At 62.6% G+C, this 17,489-nt stretch carries 18 protein-coding genes; 5 read left to right on the top strand and 13 right to left on the bottom strand.

What is annotated here, in order from left to right:
• Nucleotides 1–2: 2 nt before the first annotated feature.
• The 8 genes from V6X63_RS05650 to mnmG form a co-directional block, all read right to left on the bottom strand.
• Complete coding sequence (locus V6X63_RS05650; protein WP_367967694.1) at nucleotides 3–473, bottom strand: F0F1 ATP synthase subunit B; 471 nt, start codon at nucleotides 471–473, stop codon at nucleotides 3–5.
• A 53-nt stretch (nucleotides 474–526) separates the two neighbouring features.
• Nucleotides 527–790 carry a F0F1 ATP synthase subunit C gene (gene atpE / locus V6X63_RS05645; protein ID WP_367967692.1) on the bottom strand — a complete coding sequence of 88 codons (264 nt, stop codon included), beginning with the start codon at nucleotides 788–790 and terminating at the stop codon, nucleotides 527–529.
• Between the two features lie 66 nt (nucleotides 791–856).
• A complete protein-coding gene (gene atpB, locus V6X63_RS05640) occupies nucleotides 857–1,624 on the bottom strand; it encodes a F0F1 ATP synthase subunit A (RefSeq protein ID WP_367967690.1) in 768 nt (255 codons plus the stop codon).
• 28 nt (nucleotides 1,625–1,652) lie between these two features.
• Entirely contained in the window at nucleotides 1,653–2,018 is a 366-nt protein-coding gene (locus V6X63_RS05635) for an ATP synthase subunit I (protein WP_367967689.1), read from the bottom strand.
• 58 nt (nucleotides 2,019–2,076) lie between these two features.
• Nucleotides 2,077–2,937: a ParB/RepB/Spo0J family partition protein gene (locus V6X63_RS05630; RefSeq protein ID WP_367967688.1), complete on the bottom strand. Its 861-nt coding sequence runs from the start codon at nucleotides 2,935–2,937 to the stop codon at nucleotides 2,077–2,079.
• Nucleotides 2,934–3,731, bottom strand: coding sequence for a ParA family protein (locus V6X63_RS05625; protein WP_367967686.1), 798 nt, complete (start codon nucleotides 3,729–3,731; stop codon nucleotides 2,934–2,936). Before V6X63_RS05625 ends, V6X63_RS05630 begins: the two co-directional genes overlap by 4 nt.
• A gap of 4 nt (nucleotides 3,732–3,735) precedes the next feature.
• A complete protein-coding gene (gene rsmG, locus V6X63_RS05620; RefSeq protein ID WP_367967684.1) occupies nucleotides 3,736–4,383 on the bottom strand; it encodes a 16S rRNA (guanine(527)-N(7))-methyltransferase RsmG in 648 nt (215 codons plus the stop codon).
• On the bottom strand, nucleotides 4,384–6,270 hold the full coding sequence (gene mnmG, locus V6X63_RS05615; RefSeq protein WP_367967683.1) for a tRNA uridine-5-carboxymethylaminomethyl(34) synthesis enzyme MnmG: 1,887 nt from the start codon (nucleotides 6,268–6,270) through the stop codon (nucleotides 4,384–4,386). It abuts the gene before it with no gap.
• Nucleotides 6,271–6,347: 77 nt separating this feature from the next.
• On the opposite strand from mnmG, the gene V6X63_RS05610 reads away from it, so the two are divergent.
• Nucleotides 6,348–7,289 (top strand): CorA family divalent cation transporter, encoded by a 942-nt coding sequence (locus tag V6X63_RS05610; RefSeq protein ID WP_367967682.1) that lies wholly within the window; start codon nucleotides 6,348–6,350, stop codon nucleotides 7,287–7,289.
• Between the two features lie 31 nt (nucleotides 7,290–7,320).
• Here V6X63_RS05610 and mnmE read toward each other — a convergent pair whose 3' ends face one another.
• Genes mnmE through rpmH form a run of 5 tightly spaced genes read right to left on the bottom strand, consistent with a single transcriptional unit; the run spans nucleotide 7,321 to nucleotide 11,050 of the window.
• Nucleotides 7,321–8,664, bottom strand: coding sequence for a tRNA uridine-5-carboxymethylaminomethyl(34) synthesis GTPase MnmE (mnmE, locus tag V6X63_RS05605; protein WP_367978370.1), 1,344 nt, complete (start codon nucleotides 8,662–8,664; stop codon nucleotides 7,321–7,323).
• Nucleotides 8,657–10,318: a membrane protein insertase YidC gene (yidC, locus tag V6X63_RS05600; RefSeq protein ID WP_408022304.1), complete on the bottom strand. Its 1,662-nt coding sequence runs from the start codon at nucleotides 10,316–10,318 to the stop codon at nucleotides 8,657–8,659. Before yidC ends, mnmE begins: the two co-directional genes overlap by 8 nt.
• Nucleotides 10,318–10,554: a membrane protein insertion efficiency factor YidD gene (yidD, locus tag V6X63_RS05595; protein WP_367967677.1), complete on the bottom strand. Its 237-nt coding sequence runs from the start codon at nucleotides 10,552–10,554 to the stop codon at nucleotides 10,318–10,320. Before yidD ends, yidC begins: the two co-directional genes overlap by 1 nt.
• Entirely contained in the window at nucleotides 10,539–10,913 is a 375-nt protein-coding gene (gene rnpA, locus V6X63_RS05590) for a ribonuclease P protein component (RefSeq protein ID WP_367978368.1), read from the bottom strand. Before rnpA ends, yidD begins: the two co-directional genes overlap by 16 nt.
• Before the next feature lie 2 nt (nucleotides 10,914–10,915).
• The gene (gene rpmH, locus V6X63_RS05585; RefSeq protein ID WP_367978367.1) at nucleotides 10,916–11,050 is read right to left on the bottom strand and encodes a 50S ribosomal protein L34; all 135 of its coding nucleotides are present in this window, start codon (nucleotides 11,048–11,050) and stop codon (nucleotides 10,916–10,918) included.
• 200 nt (nucleotides 11,051–11,250) lie between these two features.
• On the opposite strand from rpmH, the gene dnaA reads away from it, so the two are divergent.
• From dnaA to gyrB, 4 genes are all read left to right on the top strand, one after another.
• The gene (gene dnaA / locus V6X63_RS05580) at nucleotides 11,251–12,591 is read left to right on the top strand and encodes a chromosomal replication initiator protein DnaA (RefSeq protein ID WP_367978366.1); all 1,341 of its coding nucleotides are present in this window, start codon (nucleotides 11,251–11,253) and stop codon (nucleotides 12,589–12,591) included.
• 216 nt (nucleotides 12,592–12,807) lie between these two features.
• The gene (gene dnaN, locus V6X63_RS05575; protein WP_367967671.1) at nucleotides 12,808–13,908 is read left to right on the top strand and encodes a DNA polymerase III subunit beta; all 1,101 of its coding nucleotides are present in this window, start codon (nucleotides 12,808–12,810) and stop codon (nucleotides 13,906–13,908) included.
• Between the two features lie 2 nt (nucleotides 13,909–13,910).
• The gene (gene recF / locus V6X63_RS05570; RefSeq protein WP_367978365.1) at nucleotides 13,911–15,008 is read left to right on the top strand and encodes a DNA replication/repair protein RecF; all 1,098 of its coding nucleotides are present in this window, start codon (nucleotides 13,911–13,913) and stop codon (nucleotides 15,006–15,008) included.
• Between the two features lie 58 nt (nucleotides 15,009–15,066).
• Nucleotides 15,067–17,484: a DNA topoisomerase (ATP-hydrolyzing) subunit B gene (gene gyrB / locus V6X63_RS05565; RefSeq protein WP_367967669.1), complete on the top strand. Its 2,418-nt coding sequence runs from the start codon at nucleotides 15,067–15,069 to the stop codon at nucleotides 17,482–17,484.
• The last annotated feature ends 5 nt before the right edge of the window (nucleotides 17,485–17,489 follow it).

The following is a 17,489-nucleotide window of genomic DNA, read 5'->3' as shown; positions in this document are numbered from 1 at the left end:
CCTCAGACCTGGTCGGCCAGCTCGTCGAGCATCTTCTGATGGGCCTTGGCGTCCACCTCCCGCTCGAGAATGCGGCTTGCGCCGAGAATGGCCAGCTCCGAGACGTTGCGGCGCAGCTCGGTCCGCGCCTGGCTGACCTCCTGTTCGATCCGCGCCTCAGCGGCGGCTTTCTCACGATCCGCGACGACGCGGGCCTCCTGACGGGCCTCATCGACGATATTGGCCCCCTGACGGTTGGCCTTCTCAATGATGTCCGCTGCCTGCGCCTTGGCCTCGCGGATATGCTCGGCGGCCCGCTCCTTGGCAAGTTCCAGCTCGTGCTGGCTGCGTTCGGCGGAAGCCAGACCGTCCGCGATACGCTTCTCGCGTTCGCTCATGGCCTGCTTGATGGGCGGCCAGACGAACTTCATGGTGAGCAGAATGAACACCAGGAAGGTGATCATCTGTCCGAATAGCGTTGCGTTAATGCCCACGGTCTACTCTCCGATGACTGCCGGTTGGCAGAATGTCGCTTCGTCCGATTGGTTCAGCCCAGCGCGCCGAGCAGCGGGTTGGCGAACATCAGAAGCGCCGCGAAGGCCACGCCGATGATGGACAGGGCGTCGAGCAGACCGGCGACGATGAACATGCGGACCTGCAGGACACCGGCCACTTCGGGCTGGCGCGCGATGCCCTCGAGAAACTTGCCGCCCAGCATGCCGAAGCCGATGCTGGTGCCGACAGCCGCGAAGGCGAAGATCAGTCCGATGGTGATGGCGGTAAACGCCTGGACCTGGGCGATAGCTTCCATGGTTCCTCCAATAAGGGGTCGTTTAAGGGTTGATTACGCTCGATCGGTCGACTTCAGATCGGCCGATCAGTGTTCCTCATAAGCCAGGCTCAGATACACGATCGTGAGCACCATGAATATGAATGCCTGCAGGGGGATCACCAGAATATGGAAGACCGCCCAGGCAACACCCGGCATCCACTGCGCCCAGATGGGCAGCAGCGCGATGAGAATAAAGATTATTTCGGCCGCGTAGAGGTTGCCGAAAAGCCGCATGCCCAGCGATACCGGCTTGGCGATCAGCTCGACGATGTTGAGCAGCAGGTTGGCCGGCCAGAGCAGGGGATGGGACCCGAACGGATGGCAGAACAGCTCCTTGCCGAAGCCCTTGGCGCCCTTACCCTTGACGCTGTAGATGATGATCAGGATCAGCACGCTGAAGGACAGACCAAACGTCGCGTTCATGTCCGCTGAGGGCAGGATTCGGACGTATTCGACCCCGAACAGCTTCATGATCTCCGGGAAGAGATCCACCGGGATGAGGTCCATCAGATTCCAGAGCAGCACCCACACGAAGATCGTCAGCGCCAGCGGAGCGACAAAATCCTTGGGGCCGTGGAAGCTCTCGCTGACCTGGTTGTCGATGAATTCGACACAGGTCTCTATGAAGGTCTGTATTCCACTGGGCGCGTCGGTACTGGCCTTACGGGCGACGGAGTAGAAGACACCGAAGAAGATCAGGCCCAGCACCCAGGACACGACCAGCGTGTCGATGTGGAACGTCCAGAAACCGTCTCCGACCGCGAGATGCTCGAGGTGATGGACGACGTATTCCGTTGCTGAACCGCTTGCCATATCCGTTTTTGTCCCGTGCCGTCCGCATTCAGTCTATATCGCCCAGCAACACCAGGCCGTAAGCGGCCAGGGTCAGGGCCAGCGTGATCACCAGTGCGCCCGCTTCCTCCCGGAAGGCATAGACGGCGGCGAAGATCAGCACCGTCCCGAGCAGCAGCTTCATCATCTGGGCGCGGTAGAAGGCCCCCAGTATGGCTCTGGGTTCGCTCTCCGCCGCACTTCTGAGCGACCAGCGCAATGCGACGTAAAACGTCATGAACACGCTGATGCCAGTCCCGGACACTGCCGCGAGGCCTGCCTGAACCCCGTTCGTCAATGTCCAGACTCCGGCTGCAGTCAGCCCGATCGCCATCTGCAGCCAGATCACCCGTCGAGCCACGCTTACAAGCGTCATGACGCCCCGACAGGTGTCCGCAAAATTGCGCGGAGTATAATGAAGTCGGCCATAAGCTTCAACGGATATGCTCAAGAATGCCGTCCAGCTCGTCGAGGCTGTTGTAGCGGATCACGAGCCGACCCTTGCCCCGCTGACCATGTTCAATGCGCACATTCGCCCCGAGACGATCCGCGAGATCCGCCTGCAGACGGCGGATGTTGGGGTCGATCGCCGGCTGGTCAGCCGCTTCATTCCCCCCTTCCAGCATCTGCCGGACCAGCGCCTCGGTCTGCCTGACCGTGAGTCCCCGGGCGACGACCCGCGCCGCCGCCTCCGCCTGGGCGATCGGCTCGAGTGCCAGCAGCGCACGGGCATGGCCCATCTCCAGCTCGCCATTGGCGATGTGGGTTTTCACCGCCGGCGCCAGCTCGAGCAGGCGCAGCAGGTTGGAGACACTCACACGGGACCGGCCGACCGCGTCAGCAACGGCCTGGTGGGTCATGCCGAATTCCTCGGTCAGCCGTTTCAATGCGCTGGCCTCTTCGAGCGGGTTGAGATCTTCCCGCTGGATGTTCTCGATCAGGGCGACCGCGACCGCCATCTCGTCGGGGATGTCACGGACGATGGCCGGAATCTGTTCGAGCTCCGCCAACTGCGCCGCCCGCCAGCGACGTTCACCGGCGACGATTTCATAGCGCTCGCCACCCGGCAGGGGCCGCACCACAATCGGCTGGACCACCCCCTGCGAGCGGATTGAGCGCGCGAGCTCCTGCAGCGCGGCGGGATCGAACTCCCGTCGCGGCTGATAGCGGCCACTCTCGAGCTGCTCCAGCGGCAGATCGCGCAGGCCCTCGGCCATCGACTCTGATGCGTCGCCGCCCGCCTCGCCCAGCAGGGCATCGAGACCGCGCCCGAGTCCCCGGCGTCGATTGCTCATTTCAACCCTCCTGCATCAGGCCGCGCACCCTGCTGCCTGCGCAGCAACTCCGATGCCAGCGCAAGATAGGCTACGGCACCCCGTGACGCCCGATCATACTGTAGAACCGGGAGCCCGTGACTGGGCGCTTCGGCAAGGCGCACATTGCGCGGGATCTGGGTCCTGTAGACCTGACCCGGGAAGTGGGCCAGCAGCTGTGCACCCACCTGGTTGGAAAGATTGTTGCGCCCGTCGAACATCGTGCGCACCAGGCCCTCGATCTCAAGGGCCGGATTCACCGTCTGCTGGACCCGATGAATCGTATTGAGCAGGGCGGTCAGCCCCTCGAGAGCGTAGTACTCGCATTGAATCGGGATGAGCACCCGATCCGCGGCCACGAAGGCATTGATCGTGAGCAGGTTCAGTGATGGCGGACAGTCGATGAGAATGTGGTCATAGTCCGCCCGAAGGGTGGACAATGCCTCCTGCAGCCGCTTTTCGCGTCCCTCGCCAGCCTCCATGAGGCCGATCTCCGCGGCAGTGAGATCGCCATTGGCAGGCAGCACGTCAAAACCGCCGCCGGTCCGCACATATCGAACCGCCTCCGGCGTCGCCTCGCCCATCAGCAACTCATAATTGCTCGCTTCGACGGTATCCTTGTCGATCCCCGCGCCCACCGTGGCGTTACCCTGCGGGTCGAGGTCGACGAGGAGAACACGGCGGCCATTGCTGACCAGCGACGCGGCCAGATTCACGCAGGTGGTGGTCTTGCCGACTCCGCCCTTCTGGTTGGCGACGGCCAGTGTCTGGGTCATGGAATCATCCTGTGACGGGTTTCTGCCCTTTCATGATGAGCAAATGGCGCTCTGCATCAAGTCCGGGAACAACGAGCGGCTGCCACCGGCATGATACGCCGGCTTGATCGAGCGCCGCCAATTCCTCCGTCTCCCGCCGACCTTTCATGGCCAGGGCCTTGCCCCCTGGCGCCAGCAGCCGGACCACGCCTTGCCAGAAGCCCGCTGCATCCGTGAATGCACGGCAGATGATCCCGTCAAAGGGCTCGGCGGGCGTGAAGGACTCCAGGCGCGCCGCCGCGATCACGACATTGTCCAGACCGAGCTCCAGGCAGGCCTGGCGGATGAAACGCACCTTCTTGCCATTGCTCTCCAGCAGGGTGACGGATCGATCCGGTTGCGCCAGGGCGATGGGAATACCCGGCAGGCCGGCCCCGGTGCCGACATCCAGCAGGGCACCAGACGGTAACCACGGCAGCACCGACAGGCTGTCGAGGAGATGGCGCGGGACCATCGCAACCGGCTCACGAACCGCTGAAAGGTTGTAGACCCGATTCCAGCGGACCAGCAGGTCGCGGTAGGCGAGCAGGGCGGGCGCCATCGCATCATCGATACCCAGCGTCTGCATCCCGCGACGCAGTTCATCCTCGCCGATCTGCATGCTGCCGCCCACTCAGGCGCTCCGGCGGGTATCACCCCGGCGCAGATGGACCAGAAGCAGTGACACCGCAGCCGGTGTCATACCCGGGATGCGTGACGCCTGCCCCAGGGTCGCCGGGCGATGACTGGAGAGCTTCTCGCTGACCTCCGCCGACAGGCCCGCCACGGCCCGGTAATCCATGTCCACCGGCAACGGGAGGTGCTCATGGCGCATCTGTTTCTCGACCTGATCGGCCTGACGCTGGAGATAGCCCGCATACCGGGCTCTGATCTCCACCTGCCGGGATACCGCCGTTTCTGTCACTCCCGGTCCGGCGCCGGGCAGTGTCATCAGGGTCGGATAGTCGACCTCCGGCCGCTTGAGCAGCGTCATGAGGGTCTGCTCCCGGCGCAGGGGCTTGCCGAGAATGCCGGCACCGGAGTCCATACCCAGGTCATCGGGGCGGATAAGGGTCTTCTCCAGCCGCTGGCTCTCCGCCTCGATCGCTTCCCGATAGGCCTCGAACGCATGCCACTCGGCATCGCCGATCAGCCCATAGTCACGCGCCACCGGCATCAGACGCAGGTCGGCGTTATCCTCGCGAAGCTGCAGGCGGTACTCGGCCCGAGAGGTGAACATTCGGTAGGGCTCGCTGGTCCCCCGCGTGGTCAGATCATCCACCAGTACACCCAGATAGGCCTCGTGCCGCTGCGGCACCCAGGGCGCCAGGCCCCGGACACGGGCGGCCGCATTGAGGCCCGCGAGCAGCCCCTGGGCGCCCGCCTCCTCGTAGCCCGTCGTCCCATTGATCTGGCCCGCGAGGAGCAGACCGGGCAGATGCAGGCTCTCGAGGCTGGGATGCAGATCGCGGGGATCGAGATAGTCATACTCGATGGCATATCCCGGCCGCGTCACATGGGCCTTTTCCAGCCCGTGGATGGTCCGCACCATGGCGATCTGGACATCGAAAGGCAGGCTGGTGGAAATACCGTTGGGATAAACCTCGCGCGTATCCAGCCCCTCAGGCTCCAGAAAGATCTGATGGCCCTCACGCTCGCCGAACCGGACCACCTTGTCTTCAATGGAGGGGCAGTAACGGGGACCTACGCCGTCGATCCCGCCGCTATACATCGGTGAACGATGCAATGCGCCACGAATGATGTCGTGACTGGCGGGGTTGGTATAGGTGACATGGCAGGCCACCTGCCGCGGGTGTTCGTCGCCGCGGCTCCAGCGCGAGAAATACGGCGCCGGTTCATCGCCTGGCTGGGCCTCCAGCCGGGCAAAATCAATGCTGCTGGCATCGATGCGCGGCGGCGTACCGGTCTTCAGACGCCCAACCCGCAACGGCAGTTCTCGGAGGCGCTGGGCGAGGGCGATGGAGGGTGCGTCCCCCGCACGGCCTCCACTGCGGTTGTGATCGCCGATGTGGATACGCCCGCCAAGGAAGGTGCCCACGGTCAGGACCACCGCACCGGCACGAAGCATCAGGCCCATGCCCGTGATTACGCCGCGGACCTCGCCCTGTTCGACAATCAGATCCTGGACGGTGTCCTGGAAAAGACACAGCAGGGGCGTGTCGTCGAGCACGCTGCGCACCGCCTGCCGGTACAACGCACGGTCGGCCTGCGCGCGTGTTGCGCGTACCGCGGGACCCTTGCGCTGGTTGAGCACACGGAACTGGATCCCCGCGCGGTCGATGGCGCGGCCCATTACCCCTCCCATGGCATCGATCTCGCGCACGAGATGGCCCTTGCCGATACCGCCGATGGCTGGGTTGCAGCTCATCTGGCCAATGGTATCGAGGCTCTGCGTCAGCAGCAGGGTCCGCGCACCCATGCGGGCAGCCGCATGGGCTGCTTCGGTACCGGCATGGCCGCCACCGACCACGATGACATCATGCGTTTGATTCAGGTCCATGATTCCAGCAGATAGTGGTTGTCAGAATGGCGATGATATCGTCCCCGACTCCCGGGCCAAAATCGGATGGTTCAGCCATGATCCGCGCTTTCAGCTCCGTTGACGGGCATCTTGTGCCGGCACCGGCCGGCTCTTTCGAACAGGCCATCTGGCTGGATGTCCACAATCCGGACGAGCATGAACGCGCAATCGTCGAGGGGATCATGCCGAGCCATGTGCCGGCGCGCGAGGAAGTCGAGCAGATAGAGCCCTCCACGCGCTGCTTCATCGACGAGGCGGGTATTCACCTGCGGTCACTGTACATGGAACAGATACCCGAGGGATCCGTGCGCCGGATGACCTCGGTGGCCTGCATCATCGGCGAGGATCGGCTGGTGACAATCCGCTATGGAGCCAATGCGGAGATTGATCACCTGCAACGGCAGGCGGCGGACCGGCAGATCGCCATCGCCTCAACCACCGACCTGGCGATCCTCCTGTTCGAGGAGAAGGTGGAGACGCATGCCGACCTTGTCGAGGCGATGCACTGCGAGGTGGCGGCATTGCGCACCGAGATTCACGAATCGGACAGGAAGGACTGGGACGAGGTGCTGCGTCGTCTCGGCGGCCTCGATGACGAGAACGGCAGGATGCGGCTCTGCATGCTCGACACCAGCCTGGGCCTCGCTTTTCTCCTGCGACATCTGGCCGGGCAGGTGCAACAGCAGACGTCACTCCACGGCATCCAGCAGGACGTGGACGCACTGACCTCGCATGTGGCTTATCAGTCCGAGGACATTCAGTTTCTCATGGACTCCACACGCGGCTTCATTGGAGTGCGGCAGAATCAGATCAACAAGGGATTCTCGATCGCGGCGGTGATGTTTCTGCCGCCCACGCTGATCGCCGGCATCTATGGCATGAATTTTCGCTTCATGCCCGGTCTGGACTGGCCCCTCGGCTACCCGCTGGCGATCGCGGTGATGGTGGCCGCCGGACTCGGACCGCTGTGGTTTTTCCGACGCCGGGGCTGGCTCTGAGCGCACGCGGGCGCGACGGGTGCCAGCGCCATCACTTGCCGATGCAGAAAGTGGCGAAGATCTTCCCCAGCAGATCCTCGGTTGTCACCGCCCCGCTAATCTCGCCCAGATGCTCCTGCGCCTGACGCAGGGATTCCGCCACGAGTTCCTCGCCCATTCCCTCAGCAGCCGCCGTCCTCGCCTCGGTGAGCGAAACCTCGGCCCGGTCCAGCGATTGCAGATGGCGCCGCCGGGCAATGAAAACGGCCTCTCCATCGGAGAGATCAAGACGCCCCCGGATATGGCTGCGAAGCGTTTCCAAACCGGCGCCGGTAAGCGCGGAGACCGCCACCACCCCGCCATCCGATCCCGCGGGGCGCCGCGTGAGATCGATCTTGTTGATCACGGGGGTCACCGGGATATCGGCCGGTAACTCCCGCCGGATGGATTCCATTTCGTCCTGAACGCCCGGATCCCCGTCTGCACTATCCTCCACGACCAGCAGGATGCGATCGGCATCCGCCATGGCCTGTCGCGCCCGTCTCACGCCCTCCTGCTCGACGAGGTCGCCTCCGTCACGCAGCCCGGCCGTATCCAGGACGCGCAGCGGCATGCCGTCGATATGCAGATGGGCATGCAGGACATCGCGGGTCGTCCCGGCAAGCTCCGTCACGATCGCGGCGTCGCGGCCGGCCAGTGCGTTGAGCAGACTGGATTTGCCGGCATTGGGTCGGCCGGCAATGACCAGCGTCAACCCCTCCTGTAGCTGCTGGCCCTGGGAGGCCCGACGCCGGGTCTCGGCCAGATCGGCATCCAACGCCTCGATCTGGCGGCTCAGCTCATCCAGGGCCAGACCCTCCAGTGGCTCCTCAGCGAAATCGATCCCGGCTTCGAGATGGACGCGCAGCGCCGTCAGACGATCGATCAGCTGGTCGACGGTGCGGGCAAACTCACCCTGCAGTGACCGGACCGCGGCCCGGGCCGCGGCCTCGCTGCCGGCCTCAATCAGATCGGCGATGGCCTCGGCACGGGTCAGGTCCATGCGGCCATTGAGAAAGGCCCGCTGGCTGAATTCACCGGGTCCGGCCAGTATCGCGCCCAGCCGGAGCAGGCGCTGAAGCAGCCGATCCATGACGATCGGACCGCCATGCCCCTGGAACTCGGCGACATCCTCACCGGTAAACGATCGCGGCCCCGGGAACCAGAGCAACAGCCCTTCGTCCAGCGTCTCTCCGTCGGGGCCACGGAAACGACGCCAGGCGGCTTCACGGGCCGGTGGCAGGGGACCAGCCACCGCTTCGGCGATCTCCGCGGTATCCGGCCCCGAGAGGCGGATCACCCCGATACCGCCGCGACCGGGTGGCGTCGCGACGGCACAGATGGTCGCCTCAGGCATCCGCCTTCTTGTCGCCGGCCTCAATTCGCCGGGTGATGATCCACTGCTGCAGGATCGAGAGGCTGTTGTTGGTCACCCAGTAAAGCACCAGACCCGCCGGGAAGAACATGAAGAAAACGGTGAAGATGAAGGGCAGCCCCATCATGATCTTCTGCTGTATGGGATCCATCGGTGCCGGATTGAGCTTCTGCTGGAGGAACATCGTCGCCCCCATCAGCAGCGGCAGCACGAAATACGGATCACGCACGGAGAGATCCTTGATCCACAGTATCCAGGGCGCCTGGCGCAGCTCGACACTCTCCAGCAGCACCCAGTAAAGGGCGATGAACACCGGGATCTGGATGAGTATCGGGAGACAGCCGCCGAGCGGATTGACCTTCTCCTTCTTGTAGAGCTGCATCAGCTCCTGATTCATCTGCTGCTTGTCATCGCCATAACGCTCGCGGAGCTTCTGCATCTCCGGCTGCAACTTGCGCATCCGCGCCATGGAGCGATAACTGGTCTCGGAGAGCTTGTAGAAGACCAGCTTGATGCCCAACGTCAGGAGGATGATCGACCAGCCCCAGTTGCCCACCACGTCGTGGATCCAGCTCAGGGCGATGAAAAGGGGCTTGGAGATGATCGTCAGCCAGCCATAATCGACCGTCAGGTCCAGTCCCGGTGCCACCTTCGCAAGCCTGTCCTGCTCCTTGGGACCCACGAAAAGGCGGTTCTCGAAACGACCGGTCTCCCCTGCGGCGACCGTCTGCCAGGGCGAACTCTGGCCCAGGACGTACTCCCCGTCATCCACCCGGCTGTAATACCGGAGGTTCTCCTCGCGTGGCGGGACCCATGCGGCAAGGAAGTAGTGCTGGATCATCGCCAGCCAGCCGTCGGTGATATCCCGGGAGAGATTTTCATCCTCCATGTCACCGAAACTGACTTTCTCGTATTTCTCCGACGGGCTGTAGATCACGCCACCGGTGTAACTCGCCGCACCGAGGAATCCCGGCCCTTCCGTCTGTGGCGTGCGACGGAGCTGGCTGTACTGGTAGGCCCGCCAATCACTGGCGGAGGCGTTTTCCACTTCCTGGACCACACGGACCACATAGCTGTCACGCTCGAACACGTAACGCCGGGTCACCGTGACGCCGTCCGGACTCTGCCAGCGGATCGGCACTTCCAGTACATCCTGGCCCGCATCAAGCGTGTACTGCTCGGCGGCCGCCTGCCAGCGGGCGTTGTGATCGGGCGCCGCGCCACCGTCGGCCACCATCCCGCTCTGTGCGACGAAGAGCGGATCGGCGGGTCGCAGGAGGCGGAACAGCGCCGGATCATCTTCGGAGACGGTGTACTGGCGCAGACGGGCCCCGCGGATGTTACCGCCCTGCAGGGGAATGGCGATCTCGAACAGATCGGTCTGGACGTGGACAACATCGGCGTCGGTAAAGGCGCTGGCGTCCCCGTCACGGCCCGGTTCGCGCTCCGGTGCGGCGGCCTGCGGCGTGGTATCCGTTGTCGGGGCGGTCCCGGTCGCCGGCGGCGCGCTCTCCACCGGCGTCTCGGCAGCGGTCTGGGTAGCCGGCGCCGGGCCGTAATCCTGCTGCCAGGTCGTCCAGATGAGCAGCATGACCAGAGCCAGGGCGACCAGCAGGAAAAGGCGTTGGTTATCCATCATCGGTGGCGACTCACGGTTTCGCTTCCCGGGACCGGATCGAGCCCGCCGGGATGAAAGGGATGGCAGCGCAGGATGCGCCGGACGGCGTAATACCCGCCCCGAAGCGCACCATGGCGCTCGACGGCCTCGATGGCATAGCACGAGCAGGTGGGGTGAAAACGACAGCAGGGCCCGAACAACGGACTGATGCAATAGCGATAGACGCGTAGGAAGGCGATCAGGATGCTTCGCATGAGCGGGATATCCGTTGCCAGAGTCTGTCGAGCGCGGCCGCCAGTTTAGCGTTTTCCGTGTGACAGGCGATGGGCCGCACCATGACGACCACGTCGACTGCCGGCAGGCCGGGCCGCTGCTGACGGAATGTCTCTCGAATCAGCCGCTTGAGTCGATTCCGGTCAACCGCCCGGGGCGCAGCCCGGCGGGATACCGCCAGTCCGAGCCGAGCATGGGACACACTGCCATTGCTGACCAGGATCGTGAAGTAGCGATCTGCATACCGCTGTGCGTTACCGAATACGGCACGGAATTCCGCCGACCGGGTCAGCCGGGCGGCACGCGGAAAGCCGTGGCCGCTCGCTGCCGCCTCCGCCAAGATTACGGAGTCAGTCGGACGCGTCCCTTGGCACGGCGCCGGGCAAGCACCTTGCGGCCATTGCGTGTAGCCATGCGGGCACGGAAGCCGTGGTTGCGCTTGCGCTTGAGCACACTGGGTTGAAACGTCCGCTTCATGACGTAGCCGCCTTATCGAGTAGTCAAAAGATAAACAGCCGGTAAGCGTACTGTGGTGATTATCCGGGTGTCAATTGAACGGCGCGGGCGCGACCCGCTCCGGCTGGTACCCTGTCCGGGCAGGCGATAGACTCGGGCGTTGCCTTCGAGGGCTACGCTACGTGGTCCGTGCCTGTCCCCGACCTGGAGGAACCGCACCCTTGGCCGAATTACTCTGGAAGGGCTGTCTGCAACGCCTGGAGAGGGAGATCCCGGATCAACAGCTGAACACCTGGATCCGGCCCCTTCAGGCTGAGGAACAGGGCGATCAGCTGCGGCTCTTCGCACCCAACCGCTTTGTGCTCGACTGGGTCCGCGAGCATTTCTCCGAGCGCATTGAAGAGCTGCTGGCAATCCAGCGCCCGGACGCCCCGCCAAAACTCGTTCTGGAGATCGGCGTGCACTCCGCCTCGCCCAGGATCTCTGGCAGCGAGGAGCGGGAATCAAGGGCGAAGACCAGCGCGCCGGCCTCAACGCCCCACAGTGCCAATCTCAACCGCGACTTCACATTCGATACGTTTGTCGAGGGCAAGTCCAATCAGCTGGCCCGGGCGGCCAGCCTGCAGGTAGTCGACAACCCGGGGGAGGCCTATAACCCGCTGTTCATCTATGGCGGCGTCGGACTGGGCAAAACGCATCTGATGCATGCCGTCGGCAATGCGCTGCTCACGTCGCGGCCGAACGCAAGAGTGCTGTACCTTCACTCCGAACGGTTCGTTGCTGACATGATCAAGGCCCTGCAACACAACGCCATCAACGAGTTCAAACGTCACTATCGTGGTGTGGATGCCCTGCTGATCGACGACATCCAGTTCTTCGCCGGCAAGGAACGCTCCCAGGAAGAGTTCTTCCATACCTTCAACGCGCTTCTCGAAGGCCATCAGCAGGTGGTCATGAGCTGCGACCGCTATCCCAAGGAAATCAACGGGCTCGAGGAGCGTCTGAAATCCCGCTTTGGCTGGGGACTGACGATCGCCATCGAACCGCCGGAACTCGAGACACGGGTGGCGATCCTGTTGAGCAAGGCCGACCAGGCGGGTATCGACATGCCGCCCGAGGTGGCGTTCTTCATCGCCAAGCGGATCCGTTCCAACATCCGTGAACTCGAAGGGGCGCTCCGCCGGGTCATGGCCAATGCCCATTTCACCGGCGCTGCGATAACCGTGGATTTCGCCAAGGCGGCCTTGAGGGACCTCCTGGCCCTGCAGGACAAGCTCGTGACCACCGAAAATATCCAGAAAACCGTCGCCGAGTACTACAAGGTCCGCGTCTCGGATCTGCTCTCAAAGCGACGGAGCCGGTCAATCACCCGCCCCCGTCAGATGGCAATGGCACTCGCCAAGGAGCTGACCAGCCACAGTCTCCCGGAAATCGGTGATGCCTTTGGTGGACGCGATCACACCACGGTGCTGCATGCCTGCCGCAAGGTCCGGGAACTGCGTGAATCGGACGCCCGCTTCGATGAGGACTATCACAACCTGTCCAGAACCCTGTCATCATGATGTGGATAACCAGTGGGCAAGACATGGCGACAATTTCATCCACAGGTTATGCAGTGCCAATCCTCGGGAAAAGCCGCAGTAGTCAACAATATGTAAATAACGAAAAATCCATATATAACAGTGGCTTGTATTGGTTATCCAGCGATATGGGCCGCCCTTGTCACTACAAGTGTCTTTAATACACACTCTAGGAATAACAGAACAACGGGACGGGTCATGGAATTCGAGATCGAAAGGGATGCACTGCTGCGCCCACTCCAGGCTGTGATCGGTGTGGTGGAAAGACGTCAGACTCTGCCGATTCTGGCCAACATCCTCATCGACAAGACAACTGACAGTGTCTCGTTGACTGCGACCGACCTCGAGGTGGAGCTGAAAACGGAGATGCCACTTGAGGGCGGTCAGCCCGGTCGGACAACGGTTCCAGCCCGCAAGCTCATGGATATCGTCCGTAACCTGCCGGATGACGCCGCGGTTCATCTGTCACAGGAACAGGAAAGAATCGTTCTCAAGGCGGGACCGAGCCGGTTTTCGCTGGCGACCCTTCCGGCGGATGACTTCCCCACGGTGGATGACGTCGAGGTCTCGCATCGGGTGGCGCTGCCGCAGTCGCAGGTACGATGGCTGATCGAGAAAACGCATTTTGCAATGGCCTTACAGGATGTGCGCTACTACCTCAACGGCCTGCTCTTCGAGCTGGAACCGAATCATCTGCGTTCCGTCGCAACCGACGGCCATCGACTGGCGCTGGCTGGGCTCTCCCCCGAACTCGATCTCGCGGAAGCGACTCAGGTGATCGTGCCGCGAAAGGGTGTGCAGGAGATGCTGCGATTGCTGGATCACACCGAGGAGCAGGTCGAGATGGTTCTCGGGGCCGGCCATGTACAGGTTTCGCTGCCGGACATCCGGTTTACATCGAAGCTGATCGACGGCCGCTTCCCTGATTACCAACGGGTGATCCCGGACGAGGACGGTCCATGTGCAGTGGTTGACCGCGAGACCCTGCGCAAGGCGCTGGTGCGTGCCTCTATCCTTTCGAACGAGAAATATCGAGGGGTTCGCTTCGGCTTCGAAGCTGACCAACTCCGGATTCAGTCCAATAATCCGGAGCAGGAAGAGGCGCAGGAGGAAGTCCCCGCCAGCTTCAATGGTGAGCCGACGGAAATCGGGTTCAACGCCAGCTATATGCTCGACGCGCTGGGCGCCATTGACGAACCGACGGTGCATTTTCATGTACGGGATGCTAACAGCAGTGCGCTGATACTGGGTGAAAAGAATCGGGACGCCCGCTACGTCGTCATGCCCATGCGGCTGTAGGGATGAATGAGTCCGCGGAGGCCAGCGGGCTACTGCAACTGGGCTGGCAGTCGTTCCGACATCTGGAGACCGCATCCATCGAGCCCCGGGCCGGCATTAATGTCATCCATGGGCGGAATGCGGCCGGCAAGACCTCGTTGCTTGAAGCGATTCATTTTCTCGCGCGCTCGAAAAGCTTCCTGACCCATCGTGTGTCGCGCGTCATACAGACGGGTGCGTCTGAAGCGACCGTCTGGGGAAAGGTGGACGCCGATCGCAGTGTTCATCGACTTGGGGTCCGGCATGGGAATGGCGAGACGCGTGTCCGGTTGAACGGCCGTGATGTCACCGTTTTATCGGAGGCGGCTTGGCTCATACCACTTCAAGTGATCAATACCGAGGCGCAGCGTCTACTGACGGATGGTCCGGCCGTCCGGCGTGCGTTCCTGAACTGGGGAGTGTTTCACGTGGAACACCATTACAGGGACGACTGGCGTCGTTACCAGCGAGCGCTCAGGCAGCGGAACGCCGCGTTACGCCATGGAGACCGGCGTCTGGCTGCTGCATGGGAACCGGAAATGGCCGCCGCCGGGGAGGCGGTTGATCGTCGTCGTCGTCGGTTTCTTGATGAGCTGGTTCCGCGGGCCCTGGCGATGGCGGCAGCCTGGTTGCCCGGGATTGATCTGGACTGGCAGTTCCGGGCGGGGTGGCGGGGCGGTTACGCGTTCGCCGACGTGCTCGCCGGGGCGCGGGAGCGTGAGCTTGCCCAGGGTTTCGGGCTTTATGGCCCTCACCGGGCTGATATCCGTTTCACCGCTGATGGCATTGATGCGTCCGGTCATCTCAGTCGTGGGCAGCAGAAGCTCCTGGTTGCTGCCCTGAAAATGGCCTTGATTGAGTACTGGGGAAAGGCTTCGACCCAGTGCCCGATCCTGCTGATTGACGATCTCCCGGCCGAGCTGGATGCGCCGCATCGGCAGGATCTGACACAGCGTCTGGAGCAGAGCATGGCGCAGATCTTCCTGACGGCCATCGATGCGGATCAGCTGCCATCCTTCCACGAGGCGGCATGGTTCCACGTGGAACATGGACAGGTCAGCCAGGGGCCGCGCGGGGTATGACCAAGCCCTGCTTGCCAAGATGGGGTATAATTAAGCGCTTGACTGAAAAGGTAATCCCATGAGCGCACAGACCGAATACGACTCCTCCCAGATCAAGGTTCTTCGTGGACTGGACGCTGTCCGGAAGCGTCCGGGCATGTATATCGGTGATACCGATGACGGTACCGGTCTCCACCATATGGTTTTCGAGGTGGTGGATAACGCCGTGGATGAGGCGCTCGGGGGTTACTGTTCGGAAATCGAAGTGATCCTCCATGGCGACAACTCGGTATCAGTCCAGGACAACGGCCGGGGCATCCCGGTGGATATCCACCCCGAGGAGGGGCGTTCCGCCGCCGAGGTCATCATGACGGTACTGCACGCCGGCGGTAAATTCGATAACAGCTCCTACAAGGTCTCCGGTGGACTCCATGGAGTGGGCGTTTCGGTCGTCAACGCACTTTCGGACCAGCTGCGGCTTGTGGTTAACAAGAACGGCAAGGTGCATATGCAGGAGTACCAGGCCGGTGAGCCGGTGGCGCCCCTCAAGGTCGCGGGTGAGACGGGTGCCACCGGGACCCGCATCACCTTTCACCCGAGTCCGGATATCTTCACGAACATCGATTTCAACTACGACATCCTGGCCAAGCGTTTCCGGGAGCTCTCGTTCCTCAACCCCGGGGTGCGGATCGTTCTCAAGGATGAGCGGAGCGACAAGGAGGATGCGTTCGAGTATGCCGGCGGGATTCGGGCCTTCGTCGAGCATCTCAACAAGAACAAGACGCCATTGCATCCCTCGGTGTTCTACCTCAGCACACAGCGGGACGACATCGTGGTGGAGGTCGCCATGCAGTGGAGTGACTCCTATCAGGAAGCGATCTTCTGTTTCACGAACAACATCCCCCAGAAGGATGGTGGCAGCCACATGTCCGGTTTCCGTGCTGCCCTTACAAGGACCCTCAACCAGTATATGGAGAGCGAGGGCTACACGAAAAAGCTCAAGGTGGCGCCCAGCGGGGATGATATCCGCGAGGGCCTGACGGCGGTGATATCGGTCAAGGTCCCGGACCCGAAGTTTTCGTCCCAGACCAAGGAAAAGCTCGTCTCCTCAGAGGTGAAGGGTGTAGTGGAATCCACCCTGTCAGAGGCGCTCAACGCTTTTCTCTACGAGAACCCGAACGACGCGAAGGCCATTGTCGAAAAGGTCGTCGATGCGTCCCGAGCCCGCGAAGCGGCCCGGAAAGCCCGCGAAATGACGCGTCGAAAAGGTGCGCTGGACGTGGCGGGTCTGCCCGGGAAACTCGCCGACTGCCAGGAAAAGGATCCCAGCCTCTCCGAACTGTACCTGGTGGAGGGTGACTCCGCCGGTGGCTCGGCGAAACAGGGCCGGGACCGGCGGACGCAGGCGATTCTTCCCCTCAAGGGCAAGATTCTCAACGTCGAGAAGGCGCGTTTTGACAAAATGCTTTCATCCGCCGAGGTGGGCACCCTGATCACTGCCCTCGGCTGCGGGATTGGCCGGGAGGAGTTCGATCCGGACAAGCTGCGTTACCACCGCATCATTATCATGACGGATGCGGACGTGGACGGTTCCCATATCCGGACCCTTCTGCTTACTTTCTTCTATCGACAGATGGCGGAGCTGGTGGAGCGGGGCCATGTGTATATCGCTCAGCCGCCGCTCTACAAGGTTCGCCGCGGTAAGCAGGAACACTACGTCAAGGACGAGCGTGAGCTCACGAATTACCTGCTCCAGCTCTCCCTCTCCGGCTCCAGTCTGTTACCGTCTGCCGATACGCCAGTGATCGGTCCGGAGGCGCTGGAGAAGCTGATCCGGCAATACCTCGATACGATGGAAATGATCGATCATCTCGGGCGTCGTTCGGATCCGGTCATCCTGCGTGCCATGGTCGATCAGCCGCCGCTCAACGAGGACCAGCTCCGTGACGGGGCGGTTCTGGAGAACTGGTTCGACGAGCTTGGCGGGCGCATCAACCAGGGCCTTCCCACCGGGACGGGATATCGCGTGAAGGTACAGACCGGACCGGATGGTGGCTTCCAGGAAGCAGTCATCACCAAGCGGATGCACGGAATACTCTACCCCTATACCTTCCCCGCACCGTTCTTTCTGTCCCGCGAGTACGAAAGCATCCGGCGTCTGGCGGAATCATTGCAGACATTGATTGGTGAGGGTGCCGAGATCCGGCGCGGCGAACGCAGTGCCCCGGTGTCTGATTTCCGCGCGGCGGTGGAGTGGTTAATGGAAGAGGGCAAACGGGGTCTGTCCGTGCAGCGCTACAAGGGGCTCGGCGAGATGAATCCCGATCAGCTCTGGGAGACCACCATGGACCCGGAAACCCGTCGTCTGCTCCAGGTCAGGATCGAGGATGTGGTCGGCGCCGATGACATATTCACGACGCTGATGGGTGATCATGTCGAACCGCGCCGGGCGTTTATCGAGAAAAACGCCCTGCAGGTGAGTAACCTGGACGTCTAAGGGCT

Origin of the sequence: Spiribacter onubensis, assembly GCF_040838425.1 — a bacterium.
Taxonomy (GTDB): Bacteria; Pseudomonadota; Gammaproteobacteria; order Nitrococcales; family Nitrococcaceae; genus Spiribacter; species Spiribacter onubensis.
Note: the sequence above shows the minus strand (reverse complement) of the source record. Positions and strands in the feature narration are given on the sequence as shown.

Coding starts and splice junctions, on each gene's coding strand:
- atpE (WP_367967692.1), bottom strand. CDS start 790: ATGGAAGCTATCGCCCAGGTCCAGGCGTTTACCGCCATCACCATCGGA.
- atpB (WP_367967690.1), bottom strand. CDS start 1,624: ATGGCAAGCGGTTCAGCAACGGAATACGTCGTCCATCACCTCGAGCAT.
- V6X63_RS05635 (WP_367967689.1), bottom strand. CDS start 2,018: ATGACGCTTGTAAGCGTGGCTCGACGGGTGATCTGGCTGCAGATGGCG.
- V6X63_RS05630 (WP_367967688.1), bottom strand. CDS start 2,937: ATGAGCAATCGACGCCGGGGACTCGGGCGCGGTCTCGATGCCCTGCTG.
- V6X63_RS05625 (WP_367967686.1), bottom strand. CDS start 3,731: ATGACCCAGACACTGGCCGTCGCCAACCAGAAGGGCGGAGTCGGCAAG.
- mnmG (WP_367967683.1), bottom strand. CDS start 6,270: ATGGACCTGAATCAAACGCATGATGTCATCGTGGTCGGTGGCGGCCAT.
- V6X63_RS05610 (WP_367967682.1), top strand. CDS start 6,348: ATGATCCGCGCTTTCAGCTCCGTTGACGGGCATCTTGTGCCGGCACCG.
- mnmE (WP_367978370.1), bottom strand. CDS start 8,664: ATGCCTGAGGCGACCATCTGTGCCGTCGCGACGCCACCCGGTCGCGGC.
- yidC (WP_408022304.1), bottom strand. CDS start 10,318: ATGGATAACCAACGCCTTTTCCTGCTGGTCGCCCTGGCTCTGGTCATG.
- yidD (WP_367967677.1), bottom strand. CDS start 10,554: ATGCGAAGCATCCTGATCGCCTTCCTACGCGTCTATCGCTATTGCATC.
- rpmH (WP_367978367.1), bottom strand. CDS start 11,050: ATGAAGCGGACGTTTCAACCCAGTGTGCTCAAGCGCAAGCGCAACCAC.
- dnaN (WP_367967671.1), top strand. CDS start 12,808: ATGGAATTCGAGATCGAAAGGGATGCACTGCTGCGCCCACTCCAGGCT.
- recF (WP_367978365.1), top strand. CDS start 13,911: ATGAATGAGTCCGCGGAGGCCAGCGGGCTACTGCAACTGGGCTGGCAG.
- gyrB (WP_367967669.1), top strand. CDS start 15,067: ATGAGCGCACAGACCGAATACGACTCCTCCCAGATCAAGGTTCTTCGT.